The following is a 15,917-nucleotide window of genomic DNA, read 5'->3' on the forward strand; positions in this document are numbered from 1 at the left end:
CTAGGGGGTCCGGGGCTTGTCGGAATCCTCCTTGACGGCTTCGGCGTCTATCGTGCGGCCCGATTCGGCCTTGTCCTCGCTCTCGCTCATGGCACCGCGAAAACTGCGGATGGCGCCGCCCAGATCACCGCCAATATTGCGCAACCGCTTCGTACCGAAGATCACGAGAACGATCAGAAAGATCAGTACCAATTCCCAGACACCTAAACCCATGACACCACCTCGGTAGATATTGGCTCGGAGCGGCAACGATCGGTGTTCGGAACGAAGTCCCGCACTCGCCAGAGAAGCCGCCCAAAGCCAGATAGAAAGGCTTGCAGAAACCGGTGACTATTTGATTTTCAGCAATGACTTGCCTTCCGAATCAAACTTGCAGAAGTTGGCAAGAAAGTAGCGGCACTCGTCCGATTGCTTGGTCCTGGCGGCATCGGCGTCCAACGTGATCTCGATGGAGCAGTAGTGCGCCTCGCCGGGAATCTGCTTCTTCAACAGGATCGTCTTGTCGCCAATCTTCCTGGCCTCCCCCTCGACATCGACCGAGCAGGGTTTGACGCCACGCGCCGCTTCGTCCGGAGTCGGTTCGAAATCCACATCCATGGCGGCATTGATCTCGTCACCGATCGTCGTGATCTTCAGGTGCTGCACGTGACCACCGTCTCTGCGGAGGTAATGGTCGGTCGCAGCATAAGCCTGGGAGGCCGCCATCACCGCGAAACTCAGGAACATCGCCCGTTTCATCAATCCTATCCCTCTCGGTCAATTTCGTTATTGTTCGCCGCAACCGGCATGCAATCTCCGCCATCCGGCACAAACACTAGTCGCGGAGCAATTCGTTGATCCCCACTTTGCCGCGGGTTCTTTCGTCGACTTGCTTGATGATTACAGCACAGTACAAGCTGTGACTACCATCCTGGGCAGGGAGGTTGCCCGAGACGACGACTGAGCCGGCGGGGATGCGCCCGTAGGTAACCTCACCCGTCATCCGATTATAAATCTTCGTGCTCTGCCCGATGTACACGCCCATGGAAATCACCGAGCCGCGCTCGACGATGACGCCCTCCACCACTTCCGACCGTGCGCCGATGAAACAGTCGTCCTCGATGATGGTCGGCGCCGCCTGCAGCGGCTCCAGAACACCCCCGATACCGACACCACCGGAAAGGTGCACGTTCTTGCCGATCTGCGCACAGGACCCGACCGTGGCCCAGGTATCGACCATGGTGCCCGAATCAACGAACGCGCCGATGTTGACAAACGACGGCATCAGCACGACGTTCGGCGCGATGTAGGCGCCCTGCCGGACGGCTGCCGGCGGCACGACCCTCGCTCCGGTCCGGCGGAAATCATCAGGGCCGAAACTACCGAATTTGGGCTCGACCTTGTCGAAATAGCGCGTCTCGCCACCATCCATGACTCGGTTATCGTTGATCCGGAATGACAGCAGAACGGCCTTTTTCAGCCATTGATGCACGACCCAGCCGGCAGGCGTCGGTTCCGCGACCCGGGCCCGCCCGCTGTCCAGCAGCTGCAGCGACTCCCCCACGGCCTCACGGAGTTCCGGGGACGCTGTGGCCGGCGTAATCTCCGACCGCTGTTCAAAGGCCTTTTCGATGATGGTTTCGAGGGACATAGGACTCATCCGCGACTGTTGACAAAGTGGGCGATGCGATGCGCCGCGTCGACGCATTCATCCAGGGACGCCACAAGGGCCATTCTGACGTACTCGGCGCCGGGGTCACGACCGTGCGCTAGCCGAGACAGGAAACTTCCCGGCAGCACGGTCACATTTTGTTCCGCGTACAACTCGCGGGCAAACTGTTGATCACTGCCGGGGGTTCGGGTCCAGCAATAGAACCCCCCCTCGGGCTGCGATACATCCAGCAGTTCCCCGAGCACGCTGCGGAAGGCCGCGAACTTCTCGCGATACAAACGCCGGTTTTCCTGCACATGCGATTCGTCTTCCCAGGCGGCGATGCTGGCATGTTGCACCGGCAAAGACATCGCACAACCGTGATACGTTCGGTAAAGACCGTATTGGCGAATTATGTCCGCGTCTCCCGCCACGAAACCGGAACGCAGGCCGGGCGCATTCGAGCGCTTCGACAAACTGTGAAACACGACGCAACGCCGGAAGTCGGTGTTGCCCATCGCAGCCGCCGCGCTCAACAGGCCGGGAGGCGGCACGTTGTCGTCCCGATAGATCTCCGAATAGCACTCGTCCGATGCGATCACGAAGTCGTGGCGATCGGCCAGTGCGATCAATCGCTGCAAGGCTGCGGTACTCAGCACCGCACCGCTGGGGTTTCCCGGAGAACAGACATAGAGCAGCTCGCACCGCTGCCAGACCGCAGCCGGCACCGCATCGAACTCGGGCAGAAAGCCCGTGTCGACCCCTCCGTTGACAAAGTACGGCGTCGCGCCGGCCAACAGGGCGGCGCCTTCATAGATCTGGTAGAAGGGGTTGGGCATCACCACCAACGGGCGCCGCGCCGCATCGACCACGGCTTGCGCGAACGAAAACAAGGCCTCACGGGTACCGTTGACCGGGAGCACGTGTCGGTCCGGATCGACGGCCTCAGTCGGCAACTCGAACCGGCGGGTCAACCACGCCGCAATCGACTGCCGCAACTCCGGAAGTCCCCTGGTCAGCGGATAGCGGCTCAGACCACCCAGGTTTGCGACCAGTGCCTCCGTGATGAGCGCGGGGGTGGAATGCTGGGGTTCGCCGATGGAGAGCGCGATGGGCGGTAATCCCGCAGGCGGCGTCACGCCTTGCCTGAGCGCACCGAGTCGTTCGAAGGGATAGGGCTGAAGAGCGGACAGTCGCGGATTCATGTTGAGGCAATGATCAGCCGCGCGCAGCGGGCGCGAAATCCCGGCTCAACCGCGGCAGAAGGGGGCCGGTTACCTGCAGGGCCGCAAGTATAGAGGATCGCACCAACGGGTTCCATGGCTGCGGATCTGCCGCACGCGCGGCAGGAAACTGCTCCGACGGAGAGGTCGCTCGGGTACCTGTCCTCGGAGCCCCCGGGCTCGCCTTCCGGGCGTTACCTGCGCTTTTCGCGCAGGGGCTGTTCGAAAACTTTACAGTCAGGGTGTTCGAATGGCCCATTTCGCCCAAATACCGAACTTGAGTACTGTCTCACTTAGATTTTTTGGCGTTGGCATATTCTTCGCTTTATGGTGCGCAACGGTGCCAGATGCAACTCACGGTGCCCGAAAGAAACGTCGATCAACCCGCGAATTTGGAGAAGTTCATGAAGCACGCCTTCCTCGGAAAAGCGTTCATCGTTGCAACCGCGCTGGTACTGGCGGCACCGGCCAGCGCCAAGGTTTACCAGATGGGTGATCTGTTGTCCCCGAGCACGGTGGCTACCGCCTCCGGCAACACCGGACGTCATGTCGTCAGGGCCAACAAGACCCACGGCAACTTCCGTGACACTTTCAAATTCGACCTTTCGAAAGATGCAGACGTCAATCTGACGCGGATGTTCGGTGGCGGCAAGCTCGGTAAGCAGGTCCAGTGGAGCAGCGTCCGGATGAAGCTCATGGACAACGAGAACAACGTGATCGCTCGTGTGCGTGGCGGCCGGCTTGCGAGTTTCGCGGGCAGTCTGGACGAGGGCTCGTATCAGGTTCGCATCGGCGGCAAGCTGAAGCCGAGCTTCGGTCGCGGCGCCTATAAGTTCAGCGCCGGCGCAATTGCCGCTCCCGTGCCGGAGCCGGAAGAATGGGCGCTAATGATCCTCGGCGCCGGTCTCATGGGCTATCAGGTTCGTCGCAAGCAGCGGCAACTGGCAGTCGGGAGCGAAACCCCGCTGACCGCCCTGCCCGCCTGACGCGAAGGGTTCGACCCGGCGCCCGGAACGACTCAACCCCGGGGGCTGGTGCCGGACCGGATTCATCTGGAACCGACGGTCGTGAATAGGCGCGCCGTCGGTTTACCGGGAATTGAGCCCGCTACCCCGGATGGAATCGAAAGCCTGTGGGGATTGGGATTTCGTTTTCTCCCGATCACCGTGCAACGGGTCAGCGGGGAAGCCCGGCCTCCGCCGTTCCACCCATAGCCAGGCGATAAGCCACGCCAGCAAGCAGGCCGCCGCGGCACCCGAAAACACCCCACCCGCGCCAAAAGGCCCCCAGGCCTCTCCGCTGAGCAGGCTTCCCAGGGCACCGCCCAATCCAAAGCTCGCACTGCTGTATAGCGCCTGTCCCTTGTTGCGATGGCGGCCGGAAAAATAAGACTGCGTCAGCTGGATGCCGACTGCGTGCGTCGCACCGAAACTCGCGCCATGTAGCAATTGGGCCAGGCAGAGGAGAGCGACATTCTCGACTGCCCACCCGATCAACAGCCAGCGGAGTACCCCCAACAGCAGGCTCGCCAGCAGGATTCGGCGCAGCGTGTACCGTCGCAGCAAGCGTGGTGCCGACACGAACAAGGCGATCTCCGCCAGCACGCCCAGCACCCAGAATTGTCCGATCTGCTCCGGATCGAAACCCCGCTCTTCGAGATAAATCGAGAAGAACACGTAGTACGGTCCGTGCGAGGCTTGCAGCAGCATCACAACGGCGAAGAACGCGACCACTTCCCTGCGCCAGAGGGTCCTTACGAAGCGGTCACCGTGCCGCGAGGCCGGAGCGCCGCGGTTCGGGATCACGAGGCTGGCAAGCCATTCGCAGCCGAGTAACAGGCCCACCACGATCGGCAACTGCGCCAGCGTAACCCGATCATGGCTGAGGGCCGATCCGAGCAGCATGACCGCCAGTATGAAACCGATGGAGCCCCAGACGCGAATCTGGCTGTAGCGCTCCACCTGACCCGCCAGCTGTCGCAGGGTCAGCGCTTCGAACAACGGCAGACAGGCATTCCAGAAGAAGCTGAAGGCCAGGGTTATCCAGAACAACCACCAGAAGCCGGCGCGCCACGGGAGAGCCGCAAAGGCGAGGACGGTGGCAAAGCCCGCCCATCGGATCAGCCGCAGGTCGGCGCCCGTCCGATCCGCCAGCCAGCCCCAGATATTCGGCGCAACGACTTTGGTTCCAGCGACCAGCGCCATGAGTTGCCCGATCTCCGCGGCCGAAAAGTTCAGCGAAGCGAGATACAGGCTCCAGTAGGGCAGGAACGCCCCGAGCGCGGTGAAGTACCAGAAATAGAAGCCGGAGAGGCGCCAGTACGGAAGCGCCTGCGGTCCGGTCATCCGCCGCCGAGAAAGCTGCGCGGAACGGTCACGACCGGCCGGCCGGAACCGGCTGCAACGGGATCTCGACGTCGGCATTCTGTGCGCGATGGCGCAGCCAGTGATCCATCAGCACCAGCGCCATCATTGCCTCGGCAATCGGCGTGGCACGGATGCCGACACAGGGGTCGTGGCGGCCGGTCGTGATGACCTCGACCGGCTCGCCTCGAACGTTGATCGTCTGACCGGGCAAGCGCAGACTGGACGTCGGCTTCAGCGCGATGCTGGCAACGATGTCCTGGCCCGTCGAAATGCCCCCGAGCACACCGCCTGCGTGATTGCTCAGGAAGCCTGTAGGGGTGATTTCATCTCGAAACGCCGTACCCTTCGTCTCGACGCAAGCAAACCCGTCGCCAATTTCGACGGCCTTGACGGCGTTGATGCTCATCAGCGCATAGGCCAGTTCGGCGTCCAGCCGGTCGAAGATCGGCTCTCCCAGTCCGGGCGGCACGCCCGTCGCGACGACGTTGATACGCGCGCCGATCGAATCGCCCTCCTTGCGTAGCCGGTCCATGTAGTCTTCCAGCGCCGGAACCTGATCCGGGTCCGGACAGAAAAACGGGTTGTTGTCGATCTCATCCCAAACGACGCGCTCGGCCCGAATCGGGCCCAGTTGCGCCAGATAACCGCGGATCTCGATGCCGAGGCGTGTCCGAAGGTACTTCTTGGCAATCGCGCCGCCGGCCACCCGCATCGCGGTTTCCCGCGCCGATGAGCGCCCGCCCCCGCGGTAATCGCGTGTCCCGTACTTCATGTGGTAGGCGTAATCGGCGTGTCCGGGCCGAAAACTGTCGGCGAGATTGCCGTAGTCCTTGGAACGCTGGTCGACGTTCTCAATCAGCAGCCCGATGGGCACCCCGGTGGTCTTGCCTTCGAAGACACCCGACAGGATCTTCACCTCGTCCGGTTCACGGCGCTGCGTCGTGTGGCGGCTCTTGCCCGGCCGCCGGCGCTCCAGCTCGACCTGCAAATCCGCCTCGGTCAGCGGCAGTCCGGGTGGACAGCCATCGACGATACAGCCAATCGCAGGACCGTGGCTCTCGCCAAAGGACGTGAGCGTGAAGAGCTTGCCGATCGTGTTGCCGGACATCAGAAGTTCCGTGGTCGCCAGTGTTTCATTGACCCGGCCTGTCGTCGAAGCGCCGCACGCCGGACTCGAAGACTCCCCGGTGCTCCGCGAGTTCCCGGGCAGTGAGCAGGAATACACCATCTCCGCCATGCTCGAAGTCGAGCCAGGTGAACGGCACTGCCGGGTACGCCGCCATCAGGGCTTCGGCACTACTGCCGACTTCGACGACGAGAACGCCCTCGGGGTTCAGATGATGGATCGCCCCGGCGAGGATCCGACGCACGCAATCGAGTCCGTCTTCCCCCGACTCCAGCCCCAGTCGAGGCTCCGCGTGGTACTCGGCCGGCAAGGCTTCCCACTCGCCGCAGCTGACATACGGGGGGTTGCTGACGATGATGTCGTAGCGAGCGGCCCCCAGACCGGCAAACAGGTCGGAGCCGATCAACTCGACGGCGTCCTCGACGCCGTGGCGCTGTACGTTTTCCCTGGCAACAGCGAGGGCTTCCTGAGATACGTCCACCGCATCGATGGCAGCCTCCGGGAAGACATGCGCACACAGGATCGCAATACAGCCTGAGCCTGTACATAAATCGAGCACCGACTGGATCTGCTCGGGATCTATCCACGGCACGAAGCGATTCAGGATGAGTTCGGCCAGTGGGGAGCGCGGCACCAGCACGCGCTCGTCGACCCGGAATGCGAGTCCACCAAACCAGGCCTCGCCGAGCAGATAAGCCAGCGGCTTGCGCTCCGCGATGCGCTGCTCCACCCGATCGACGATGCGCGCGCGCTCCTCCGGCGTCAACGCCGCCCCGAGGTAGATCGCCGGCAAATCATGCGGCTGGTGCAGCGTATGCAGGACCAGCGCCGCGGCTTCATCGAATGCGGTCGCAGTGCCATGGCCAAAACACAATCCCGCTGCGGCGAAGCGGCTGGAGGCCCACCGGATGTAGTCGCGAATCGTCGCCAATGTTCCGACGACCGTCGTCCGAGACTCGTTCGTCATGGGTACAACCCGATACCGCGCAGACCCAGATCCTCGTCCCAGCCCAACGCCAGATTCATGCATTGCACTGCCTGGCCCGCGGCTCCCTTCACGAGATTGTCGATCACCGCCAACACCACAACGGTGCTGCCCCCTTGCGGACGATGAACGGCGATCTGACAACGATTCGACCCCTTGACGTTGCGCGTATCGGGATGGGAACCAGCCGGCAGCACGTCGACGAAAGGCTCGTCCGCGTACCGGGTTTCGAAGGCCTGCTGAAGGTCCGCCGCCGGGTCGGCGAGTTGGGCATACAGCGTCGCGTGGATGCCGCGTATCATGGGTAACAGATGCGGCACGAACGTCAAGCCGACCGGCGCGCCGACCCGTCGCTCGAGGCCTTGGACGATCTCCGGCCAGTGGCGGTGACGCGCTGCGCTGTAGGCCTTGAAGCTTTCCCCGGTCTCGCTCATCAGCAGCGGCAACTCGGCCTTGCGCCCCGCACCGCTGACCCCTGACTTGACGTCTGCGATAAGTCCATCGAACCGGATCAGACCGGCCTCCAACAACGGCAGAAAGCCGAGTTGAACCGCCGTCGGATAACAGCCTGGACACGCAATCAGGCGAGCGGCGCGAATGAACTCCCGATTGACCTCGGGCAGACCGTACACGGCTTCAGGCAATAGCTGCGGACACGCATGCGGCTCACCGTACCATTCTGCCCAGGTATCGGGGTCGGTAAGGCGAAAATCCGCCGCGAGGTCGATGACGCGGATGCCGCGTGCCAGCAGTTCAGGCGCCATCCGCATGGCGGTGCCATTGGGCGTGGCGAAAAAAACGACATCGCAATCCATCAGCGACGCGACCTCGGCCGGAACGAAATGGGCCTCGACCGCACCGCGAAGATTCGGATAAGCCTCCGCCACGGGGCGGCCGACATCGGCCCGCGACGTGACGGCGGTGATGCGGATTTGCGGATGCAGCGCGAGCAGGCGCAACAATTCGACGCCGGTGTACCCGGTACCTCCGACGATGCCTACGTCGACCATAGTCGTTGTTCGTTCCAGCTAATGTTTCCGCGTCGTGAAGACCGGGCTCACCGAGGACCTGTCCGCAGCCGCGACAGGACGCATGCAAGGAAGAGACGTCAGTCGCTCGCACCCCACCGGTCGGAAATAACTGTACAGACGATCGTGCGTTCCGAGCGCGGTCCGTCGAATTCGCAAAAGAAAACGTTTTGCCACCGTGATAGGCCCAGCCGGCCATCGATGACCGGAATGGTCTCCGAGGGCCCCACCAGCCCCGCCTTAAGATGGGCGTCCCCATTCCCGTCCTGCTGCTGGTCATGCTGCCAGACACCCTTGGGTATCAGACCGCGCAACAGGCTCAGGACATCACGCGGAACGCTGTCGTCCCAATTTTCCTGGATCATCATCGCGGCCGTGGCGCCCTGAGCGTAAAGGACCACGATACCATCGCGGACCGCGCTTTGCTCCACCAGATCGCTCACCTGGCGAGTCACGTCGATCAGCTGTTCCCGGGCCGTCGATTGCAACCGGAGCAGCGCCCGCATGCTATCGACTAGCCGCGAAAGTCACCGAACAATTCGCGTGCGTGCTCCACTGGGGCGCGCCCGACCGGCGGGAGCACGGCCACGCACCGCTGTCAGCCCGCGCTCTCGTCACGCTGGTGCGGGGGCGGCTCGAGTCGGGATTGCTCGACGCGGGCCTTGAGTTTCTGGCCCGCCTTGAAGGTGACGACACGGCGTGCGGTGACCGGGATTTCCTCTCCGGTCTTCGGGTTCCGGCCAGGTCGTTGCCGCTTGTCGCGGAGATCGAAATTCCCGAATCCGGACAGCTTTATCGGTGAGCCCGATGCGAGTGCGCTCTTGATGGCTTCGAAGAACTCGTCCACCAGTTCTTTCGCGTCCTTCCGACCGAGCCCGACCTCGGTGAGCAGTTTTTCGACCATATCGGCTTTTGTCAGTGCCATCGGTTCAAGCCCTCAATTCGGCAGCCAGTTCAGTTGTTAACCGCTCCATGACCAGTCCAACGACCTGGTCGACGCGCGCGTCCGTCAATGTCTCATCGTCCGCCTGGAGGATCAGGCCGAACGCGATGCTCTTCTTCCCGTCCGCTATGCCGGTGCCCTGATACACGTCGAACAGCACGACGCGGCGGATGAGATCTTCCCCGGCGGCCCTCACGCAAGCCACCACGTCTGCGCTTGTAATGACCTCATCGACGACGACAGCCAGATCACGACGAACGCGCGGGAATTTCGACAGTGGCGTGAAGCGGGGTACCCGACGCCCCAGACTCTGGGCCAGTTCGAGTTCAAAGAGGAAAACGTTCTGCCCGAATCCGAGCGACTTTTGCAACGCCGGGTGCAGCATCCCCAGACAACCGGCACGCTGACCCGCAATCAGAATGGCGGCCGTCTGCCCCGGGTGCAGAGCCGGATGTTCGGCCGTGACGAAGCTCAACTCGGTGGCACGGCCGGAAAGCATGAACATCGCCTCGAGGTCACCCTTGATGTCGAAGAAGTCGATTTCACCCGCCGCCGCGGACCATTGCTCCGGCCATCGCGGCCCCATCGCCAGACCGGCGAGCACGTTCGGCTGCTGCAAGCCTTCGGGAGCATTGATGAACTTCGCGCCGACCTCGAACAGCCTCACACGCGATTCCTGGCGTGCCTGATTCTTCAGCGCGGCATCGAGCAAGCCCGCCCACAGAGTCGTCCTCATCACGGCCATTTCGGCGGAGATCGGGTTCTTGACCGCTAGTGACGGCACGTCCGGCTCCAGACGCTGCAACAGCGTCGGCTCCACGAAACTGTAGGTAATCGCCTCCTGATATCCGCGATCAACGAGCGCATCCCGGAACCGGTCGGCGTCGAGCCGGTGTTCGGTGGCCGGCTGCATCGTGGCCGGCAGCATGGGCGCCCGCTGCGGAATGCGGTCGTAGCCGTAGACCCGCCCCACTTCTTCAATCAGATCGATCTCTCGGGTGATATCGAAGCGGAAACTGGGAGGACGGACGCGCCATCCATCGCTGTGACTCGAGACCTGCATCGACAGGCGTCGCAGGATGCTCTCGACCAAATCCGCGTCGATCGCAAGCCCGAGCACCTTTTCGACTCGATCGGCGCGCAGGACGATTTCATCGCGCACCGGCAAAGTGCCGGGTTCACTAACGTCGAACACCGGACCGGGCTCGCCGCCGACCAGATCGATGATCAACTGCGTGCAACGCTCGATCGCCCGCATCTGGAGTTCGGGATCAACGCCGCGCTCGAAGCGATGCGAGGACTCCGTCGCCAAGCCATAGCGACGCGCGCGCCCGCTGATCGCCGTCGGTGCAAAGAAGGCACACTCGACGAACAGGTCGCGCGTCTCGGCCGTCACGGCGGAATCGCGACCGCCCATGATCCCGGCCAGGGCCAGCGGGCGATCGCGGTCGGCAATCACCAGCGTGTCCGTATCGGGCTCGACGGTCTGGTCGTTCAGCAAGGTCAGACGGTCTCCGGCGCGCGCAAAGCGGACCTCGATCGCGCCCTTCAGTCGGGCCAGATCGAAGGCGTGCAGCGGCTGCCCGAGTTCCAGCAGGACATAGTTGGTCACGTCGACGACGGGATCCAGCGATCTTACGCCACTGCGGCGCAAGCGCTCCTTCATCCATAGCGGCGTGACGACGCCGCCACGAATGTTCCGGATGATCCGGCCCAGGTAACGCGGGCAGGCTTCCGGCGCCGTCACGGCAACCGGAAAGACCTCGCTGCCGATGACCGCGATGGATGGCGACACCGGCTCCGGCGCTGCCTGCCCAAAAAGCACGGCAACCTCGCGCGCAATGCCTTCCACGCTGAGGCAGTCGGCACGGTTTGGGGTCAGGTCGACTTCCAGGATCTGATCGTCGAGGTCCAGGTACTCGCGGAAATCCTGGCCGACTGGGGCATCGACGGGGAGTGGCAACAGTCCCGACGCACTATCCTCCAGCCCCAGTTCCTTGGCCGAGCAGAGCATGCCCTGCGATTCGACACCGCGCAGCTTCGACCGGCCGATCGCCATGCCACCCGGTAACCGGGCACCTTCGACAGCCAAGGGTGCGCGCATCCCCACCGCCACATTCGGCGCGCCACAGACGATCTGCAACGGCTGAGCCGCACCGATGCCGACCTGGCACACTTTGAGTCGGTCCGCTTGCGGGTGCGGCGCAATGGCTTCGACTTCCGCGACGACGACACCGGAAAACGCCGGCGCAGCCGGAACTGCGCTGTCGACTTCCAGACCGGCCATGGTCAACTGGTGCACCAGTTGGCCACTGTCCGCCGCGGGGTCTACATAGGTCCTGAGCCACCGTTCACTGAGTCGCATGATACCGTCCGAAAACTGCTGCCAACGCCGCTAGAACGGCGGAAACTGTCGAAGGAACCTCAGATCGTTCTCGAAGAACAGGCGCAGGTCGTTGATCCCGTAACGCAGCATGGCCAGACGCTCGACACCCAGCCCAAAGGCGAAGCCGGTATAACGCTCGTGATCGATGCCGACGAAGTCGAACACCCGGGGATGGATCATCCCGCAGCCCATGACCTCCAGCCAGCCGCTCTCGCCGCAGACACGGCAACCGGTGCCGTCGCACATGACGCAGCCGATATCGACCTCGGCCGAGGGCTCGGTGAAGGGAAAATAGGATGGGCGGAAGCGGATGTCGATCTGCCGCTCGAAAAACAGGCTCAGGAATTCGTACAGGATACCTTTGAGGTCGGCAAAACTGGTCTGTTCGTCGACCCAGAACCCCTCGACCTGATGAAACATCGGCGTGTGGGTCAGGTCCGAGTCGCAGCGGTAGACGCGCCCCGGCGCGATCACTCGCAGCGGCGGCTGGTTCGACTCCATCACACGGATCTGCACCGGCGACGTATGGGTGCGCAGCAGCGTGTGCGCATCAAAATAAAAGGTATCGTGCATCGCCCGGGCCGGATGATGCGCGGGGATATTCAGGGCCTCGAAGTTGTGATAATCGTCCTCGACCTCCGGCCCCTCATGGACCTCGAAGCCGACACTGCGGAAAAGCCGCGAGATCCGCCGCATCGTCAACGTGACCGGGTGCAGACCGCCTGTCTCGCTGCCCCGCCCAGGCAGAGATACATCGATCCGCTCGCTGCGGAGCCGCGCTGCGAGTTCACGCTGTTCGAGCGCCTCGCGGGCGTTCTCCAGGTCGCTGTGCAGGCGGTCGCGGATTTCGTTGAGCTGTCGCCCCAGATCGCGCCGCTCGACGTCGGTCGCCTGACCGAGGCCCTTCAGACGCTCGGTCAGCAGCCCCTTCTTGCCGAGGTACTGAACCCGGATCTGCTCCAGCGCGCCTAGGGATTCGGCCGACTCCAGCGACTGCCGGGCCTGCAGGTAGAGATCATCGAGGGATGGATACACCGCCCTGCTCTCTGGGGGTCTGAATGAATCGAGAAGGAAGCGCGGGCGGGGCGAACGTCAGCACGTTCACCCGCTGCGCGAGGAAGAAGGACGGTCAGCCTTGGGCGATGCGCGCCAACTCCGCGAAGGCGGTCTTGTCGTGCACGGCGATGTCAGCCAGCACTTTGCGGTCCATGTCGACCGAAGCCTTCTTCAAGCCATCCATGAAACGGCTGTATGACAGTCCGCATTCACGCGCGGCGGCGTTGATGCGGGTGATCCACAGAGCACGGAATTGCCGCTTGCGCTGACGGCGGTCGCGATACGCGTATTGACCGGCCTTGATGACCGCCTGTTTGGCGACGCGATAAACGCGGCTGCGGGCACCGTAGTAACCCTTGGCCGCCTTCAGGACCTTCTTGTGTCTGGCTCTCGCGGTGACTCCGCGCTTGACTCTAGGCATACCGCCTCCTCACAAATTCGCTTCGAAAATAACGGGTCAACTGTACGGCAGGAGACGGGCTGCAGACTTGCTGTCGGAGGCGTGAATCGTATACGCCTTCCGCAACTGCCGCTTCCGCTTGGTCGTCTTCTTGGTCAGGATGTGCCGACGGTGCGAATGGTTGCATTTGAAACTGCCGGAGGCAGTCCGCTTGAAACGCTTCGCCGCGCCGCGATTCGTCTTCATTTTGGGCATGATCGGTCTCTCAATCGTTTTCGGTAGCTTACTTTTTCTTTTTCGGCGCCAGCGTCATGATCATCTGCTTCCCTTCCATCTTCGGATGCTGCTCGACCGTTGCATATTCCACCAGGTCGTTCTCGACCCGTTGCAGCAACTCCATTCCCAACTCGCGATGGGCCAGCTCCCGGCCGCGGAAGCGGCAGGTCACCTTGGCCTTGTCACCCTCGGTCAGAAATCGGGTCAGGTTCCGAAGCTTGATCTGATAGTCGCCCTCGTCGGTTCCGGGACGGAACTTGACTTCCTTGACGTGAATCAGCTTCTGCTTTTTCTTCGCCGCCGCCAGCTTCTTGTTCTGCTCGAAACGGAATTTCCCGAAATCCATGACCCGGCAAACCGGAGGGTCTGCGGTGGGGGAAATTTCGACCAGATCCAACTCGGCGTCGTAGGCAATCTGCTGGGCCTGCCGTACCGGCACGACACCGGCCTGGTTGCCTTCCGCATCGATCAGACGCACCATCGGCGCCGTGATCTGTTCGTTCAGGCGCGGATCCTTTTTATCGTGGGCAGTGATACTTATTCCTCCAGCGCTGTCATTCTCCGGACGGTCCGCGTTTGTCGGCCGCCTCTTTTCTGAACCGTTCAGCCAAGTCGCTCAGGACCAGGGCACCGAGATCGGCGCCATTCTGAGTGCGGACGGAGACCGTTTCAGACTCTTCCTCTTTGGGCCCGACGACAAGCAAATACGGGACCCGTTGCATCGAGTGATCGCGGATTTTAAAGCCGATCTTCTCATTTCTCAAGTCCACCCGGACCCGAAAGCCTTGAACTGCCAGCGTTTCGACCACGCGGCGCGCATAATCGGCCTGACGGTCGGTGATATTCATGACCACCGCCTGCACCGGCGCGAGCCAGAAGGGGAAGAAACCCGCGTGATGCTCGATCAAGATTCCGAGGAAGCGCTCCATCGAACCAAGGATCGCCCGATGCAGCATCACCGGCGTCCGGCGCGAGCTGTCCTCGGCCACGTAGACGGCACCCAGGCGCTCCGGCATCGAGAAGTCCACCTGTATCGTGCCGCATTGCCAGATTCGCCCGAGGCAGTCCTTGAGCGAGAACTCGATCTTTGGCCCGTAGAACGCGCCCTCACCCGGCTGCAGCTGCCACTCGAGACCTTTGGCATCGAGCGCCTGCGCCAGGGCCGCCTCGGCCTTGTCCCACACTTCGTCGGAGCCCACCCGCTTTTCCGGACGCGTCGACAGCTTGATCAACACCTGATCGAATCCGAAGTCCGCGTACACTCGGAACAGCAGGTCGATGAACAGCGACACTTCCGGCTGAATCTGGTCGTCCGAGCAGAAGATATGGGCATCGTCTTGCGTGAACGAGCGCAGCCGCATGACGCCGTGCAACACGCCGGACAATTCGTTGCGGTGACAGGAGCCGAACTCGGCCAGTCGCAGCGGCAGGTCGCGGTAGCTCTTCAAACCCTGGTTGTAGACCTGCACGTGGCACGGGCAGTTCATCGGCTTGATCGCATAGTCGCGCTCATCCGCCTGGGTCGTGAACATCTCGTCGGCGAATTTATCCCAGTGACCCGACTTCTCCCAGAGACTGCGCGACACCACCTGCGGCGTCCGAATCTCCTGGTAGCCGTTGTCGCGAAACACGTCGCGCATGTACTGCTCCACCGCCTGCCACAGCGTCCAGCCGTTCGGATGCCAGAACACCATGCCGGGCGCCTCTTCCTGCAGATGGAACAGCCCCAACTGCTTACCGAGCTTGCGGTGATCGCGCTTCTCGGCCTCTTCCAGCCGATGCAGGTAGTCGTCGAGACTTTTCTTGTCCGACCATGCCGTACCGTAGATCCGCTGGAGCATCTCGTTCCGGGAATCGCCGCGCCAATAGGCGCCGGCAACCCGCATCAGTTTGAACGCCTTTAAATGCCCCGTGTGCGGCACGTGCGGACCGCGACACAGATCGACGAAGTCACCCTGGGCGTACAGAGAGATGACCTCCCCTGCCGGAATCTCCCGAATGATCTCCGCCTTGTAGCGCTCACCCAGTCCGCTGAAGTACTCGACTGCCTCGTCCCTGGGCATGACCGAGCGCGCGACCGGCAGCGCTGCCGCGGACAACTCCGCCATCTTCCGCTCAATCGCCTCGAGGTCTTCAGGCGTAAATGGGCGTTCGAACGCGAAATCGTAATAGAATCCGTCCTCGACCACGGGACCGATCGTGACCTGAGCCGACGGATACAGCGACTTGACCGCCTCCGCCAGGAGATGCGCCGTCGAGTGACGGATGATCTCCAGACCTTCCGGCTGTTTGGCCGTGATGATCGCCACCTCGGCGTCCTGCTCGATGAGGTGCGAGGTATCGACCAGACGACCATCAACCCGGCCCGCGAGAGCAGCCCGAGCCAGTCCCACACCGATCGATTCGGCGACCTGCATGACACTGACGACGCCGGGGAATTCCCGGCGCGAACCGTCCGGCAGCGTGATGACGGGCATGATCCGCTCTAGCCTGAGGTG

At 62.7% G+C, this 15,917-nt stretch carries 17 protein-coding genes; 1 reads left to right on the top strand and 16 read right to left on the bottom strand.

Annotated features, from left to right (window positions below):
• The 4 genes from tatA to dapC all read right to left on the bottom strand — a co-directional run bounded on the left by tatA (nt 1) and on the right by dapC (nt 2,835).
• Nucleotides 1-213, bottom strand: coding sequence for a twin-arginine translocase TatA/TatE family subunit (gene tatA / locus BWR02_RS00440; protein WP_129882572.1), 213 nt, complete (start codon nt 211-213; stop codon nt 1-3).
• 117 nt (nt 214-330) lie between these two features.
• Complete coding sequence (locus tag BWR02_RS00445; RefSeq protein WP_139555825.1) at nt 331-738, bottom strand: hypothetical protein; 408 nt, start codon at nt 736-738, stop codon at nt 331-333.
• Nucleotides 739-814: 76 nt separating this feature from the next.
• Entirely contained in the window at nt 815-1,630 is an 816-nt protein-coding gene (gene dapD, locus BWR02_RS00450) for a 2,3,4,5-tetrahydropyridine-2,6-dicarboxylate N-succinyltransferase (protein ID WP_129882574.1), read from the bottom strand.
• Between the two features lie 5 nt (nt 1,631-1,635).
• Nucleotides 1,636-2,835 (bottom strand): succinyldiaminopimelate transaminase, encoded by a 1,200-nt coding sequence (gene dapC / locus BWR02_RS00455; protein ID WP_139555826.1) that lies wholly within the window; start codon nt 2,833-2,835, stop codon nt 1,636-1,638.
• Between the two features lie 422 nt (nt 2,836-3,257).
• Here dapC and BWR02_RS00460 point away from each other — a divergent pair, with 422 nt between their 5' ends.
• On the top strand, nt 3,258-3,839 hold the full coding sequence (locus BWR02_RS00460; RefSeq protein ID WP_162559952.1) for an FxDxF family PEP-CTERM protein: 582 nt from the start codon (nt 3,258-3,260) through the stop codon (nt 3,837-3,839).
• A 102-nt stretch (nt 3,840-3,941) separates the two neighbouring features.
• Here BWR02_RS00460 and BWR02_RS00465 read toward each other — a convergent pair whose 3' ends face one another.
• The 12 genes from BWR02_RS00465 to thrS form a co-directional block, all read right to left on the bottom strand.
• A complete protein-coding gene (locus BWR02_RS00465; RefSeq protein WP_139555828.1) occupies nt 3,942-5,198 on the bottom strand; it encodes an MFS transporter in 1,257 nt (418 codons plus the stop codon).
• A 28-nt stretch (nt 5,199-5,226) separates the two neighbouring features.
• The gene (gene aroC, locus BWR02_RS00470; protein WP_139555829.1) at nt 5,227-6,327 is read right to left on the bottom strand and encodes a chorismate synthase; all 1,101 of its coding nucleotides are present in this window, start codon (nt 6,325-6,327) and stop codon (nt 5,227-5,229) included.
• Nucleotides 6,328-6,352: 25 nt separating this feature from the next.
• A complete protein-coding gene (gene prmB, locus BWR02_RS00475) occupies nt 6,353-7,312 on the bottom strand; it encodes a 50S ribosomal protein L3 N(5)-glutamine methyltransferase (RefSeq protein ID WP_139555830.1) in 960 nt (319 codons plus the stop codon).
• The gene (gene argC, locus BWR02_RS00480; protein WP_139555831.1) at nt 7,309-8,340 is read right to left on the bottom strand and encodes an N-acetyl-gamma-glutamyl-phosphate reductase; all 1,032 of its coding nucleotides are present in this window, start codon (nt 8,338-8,340) and stop codon (nt 7,309-7,311) included. Before argC ends, prmB begins: the two co-directional genes overlap by 4 nt.
• A 98-nt stretch (nt 8,341-8,438) precedes the next feature.
• Complete coding sequence (locus BWR02_RS00485; protein WP_139555832.1) at nt 8,439-8,864, bottom strand: secondary thiamine-phosphate synthase enzyme YjbQ; 426 nt, start codon at nt 8,862-8,864, stop codon at nt 8,439-8,441.
• Nucleotides 8,865-8,956: 92 nt separating this feature from the next.
• A complete protein-coding gene (locus BWR02_RS00490; protein WP_129882582.1) occupies nt 8,957-9,283 on the bottom strand; it encodes an integration host factor subunit alpha in 327 nt (108 codons plus the stop codon).
• Between the two features lie 4 nt (nt 9,284-9,287).
• Nucleotides 9,288-11,666 carry a phenylalanine--tRNA ligase subunit beta gene (pheT, locus tag BWR02_RS00495; protein WP_139555833.1) on the bottom strand — a complete coding sequence of 793 codons (2,379 nt, stop codon included), beginning with the start codon at nt 11,664-11,666 and terminating at the stop codon, nt 9,288-9,290.
• A gap of 30 nt (nt 11,667-11,696) precedes the next feature.
• A complete protein-coding gene (gene pheS, locus BWR02_RS00500; protein WP_407941045.1) occupies nt 11,697-12,695 on the bottom strand; it encodes a phenylalanine--tRNA ligase subunit alpha in 999 nt (332 codons plus the stop codon).
• A gap of 121 nt (nt 12,696-12,816) precedes the next feature.
• Nucleotides 12,817-13,164, bottom strand: a complete 348-nt coding sequence (gene rplT, locus BWR02_RS00505) for a 50S ribosomal protein L20 (protein WP_129882585.1) — start codon at nt 13,162-13,164, stop codon at nt 12,817-12,819.
• Nucleotides 13,165-13,200: 36 nt separating this feature from the next.
• Nucleotides 13,201-13,398: a 50S ribosomal protein L35 gene (gene rpmI, locus BWR02_RS00510; RefSeq protein ID WP_129882586.1), complete on the bottom strand. Its 198-nt coding sequence runs from the start codon at nt 13,396-13,398 to the stop codon at nt 13,201-13,203.
• 28 nt (nt 13,399-13,426) lie between these two features.
• Nucleotides 13,427-13,960, bottom strand: coding sequence for a translation initiation factor IF-3 (gene infC, locus BWR02_RS00515; RefSeq protein ID WP_268921372.1), 534 nt, complete (start codon nt 13,958-13,960; stop codon nt 13,427-13,429).
• Nucleotides 13,961-13,973: 13 nt separating this feature from the next.
• The gene (gene thrS / locus BWR02_RS00520) at nt 13,974-15,896 is read right to left on the bottom strand and encodes a threonine--tRNA ligase (protein WP_139555835.1); all 1,923 of its coding nucleotides are present in this window, start codon (nt 15,894-15,896) and stop codon (nt 13,974-13,976) included.
• Nucleotides 15,897-15,917 lie beyond the last annotated feature (21 nt).

This window comes from Methylotetracoccus oryzae (genome assembly GCF_006175985.1).
GTDB classification, from domain to species: Bacteria; Pseudomonadota; Gammaproteobacteria; order Methylococcales; family Methylococcaceae; genus Methylotetracoccus; species Methylotetracoccus oryzae.

Bases quoted from the DNA above. Each gene is read 5' to 3' on its own strand.
- tatA (WP_129882572.1), bottom strand. From the start codon at position 213: ATGGGTTTAGGTGTCTGGGAATTGGTACTGATCTTTCTGATCGTTCTC.
- BWR02_RS00445 (WP_139555825.1), bottom strand. From the start codon at position 738: ATGAAACGGGCGATGTTCCTGAGTTTCGCGGTGATGGCGGCCTCCCAG.
- dapD (WP_129882574.1), bottom strand. From the start codon at position 1,630: ATGTCCCTCGAAACCATCATCGAAAAGGCCTTTGAACAGCGGTCGGAG.
- dapC (WP_139555826.1), bottom strand. From the start codon at position 2,835: ATGAATCCGCGACTGTCCGCTCTTCAGCCCTATCCCTTCGAACGACTC.
- BWR02_RS00460 (WP_162559952.1), top strand. From the start codon at position 3,258: ATGAAGCACGCCTTCCTCGGAAAAGCGTTCATCGTTGCAACCGCGCTG.
- BWR02_RS00465 (WP_139555828.1), bottom strand. From the start codon at position 5,198: ATGACCGGACCGCAGGCGCTTCCGTACTGGCGCCTCTCCGGCTTCTAT.
- aroC (WP_139555829.1), bottom strand. From the start codon at position 6,327: ATGTCCGGCAACACGATCGGCAAGCTCTTCACGCTCACGTCCTTTGGC.
- prmB (WP_139555830.1), bottom strand. From the start codon at position 7,312: ATGACGAACGAGTCTCGGACGACGGTCGTCGGAACATTGGCGACGATT.
- argC (WP_139555831.1), bottom strand. From the start codon at position 8,340: ATGGTCGACGTAGGCATCGTCGGAGGTACCGGGTACACCGGCGTCGAA.
- BWR02_RS00485 (WP_139555832.1), bottom strand. From the start codon at position 8,864: ATGCGGGCGCTGCTCCGGTTGCAATCGACGGCCCGGGAACAGCTGATC.
- BWR02_RS00490 (WP_129882582.1), bottom strand. From the start codon at position 9,283: ATGGCACTGACAAAAGCCGATATGGTCGAAAAACTGCTCACCGAGGTC.
- pheT (WP_139555833.1), bottom strand. From the start codon at position 11,666: ATGCGACTCAGTGAACGGTGGCTCAGGACCTATGTAGACCCCGCGGCG.
- rplT (WP_129882585.1), bottom strand. From the start codon at position 13,164: ATGCCTAGAGTCAAGCGCGGAGTCACCGCGAGAGCCAGACACAAGAAG.
- rpmI (WP_129882586.1), bottom strand. From the start codon at position 13,398: ATGCCCAAAATGAAGACGAATCGCGGCGCGGCGAAGCGTTTCAAGCGG.
- thrS (WP_139555835.1), bottom strand. From the start codon at position 15,896: ATGCCCGTCATCACGCTGCCGGACGGTTCGCGCCGGGAATTCCCCGGC.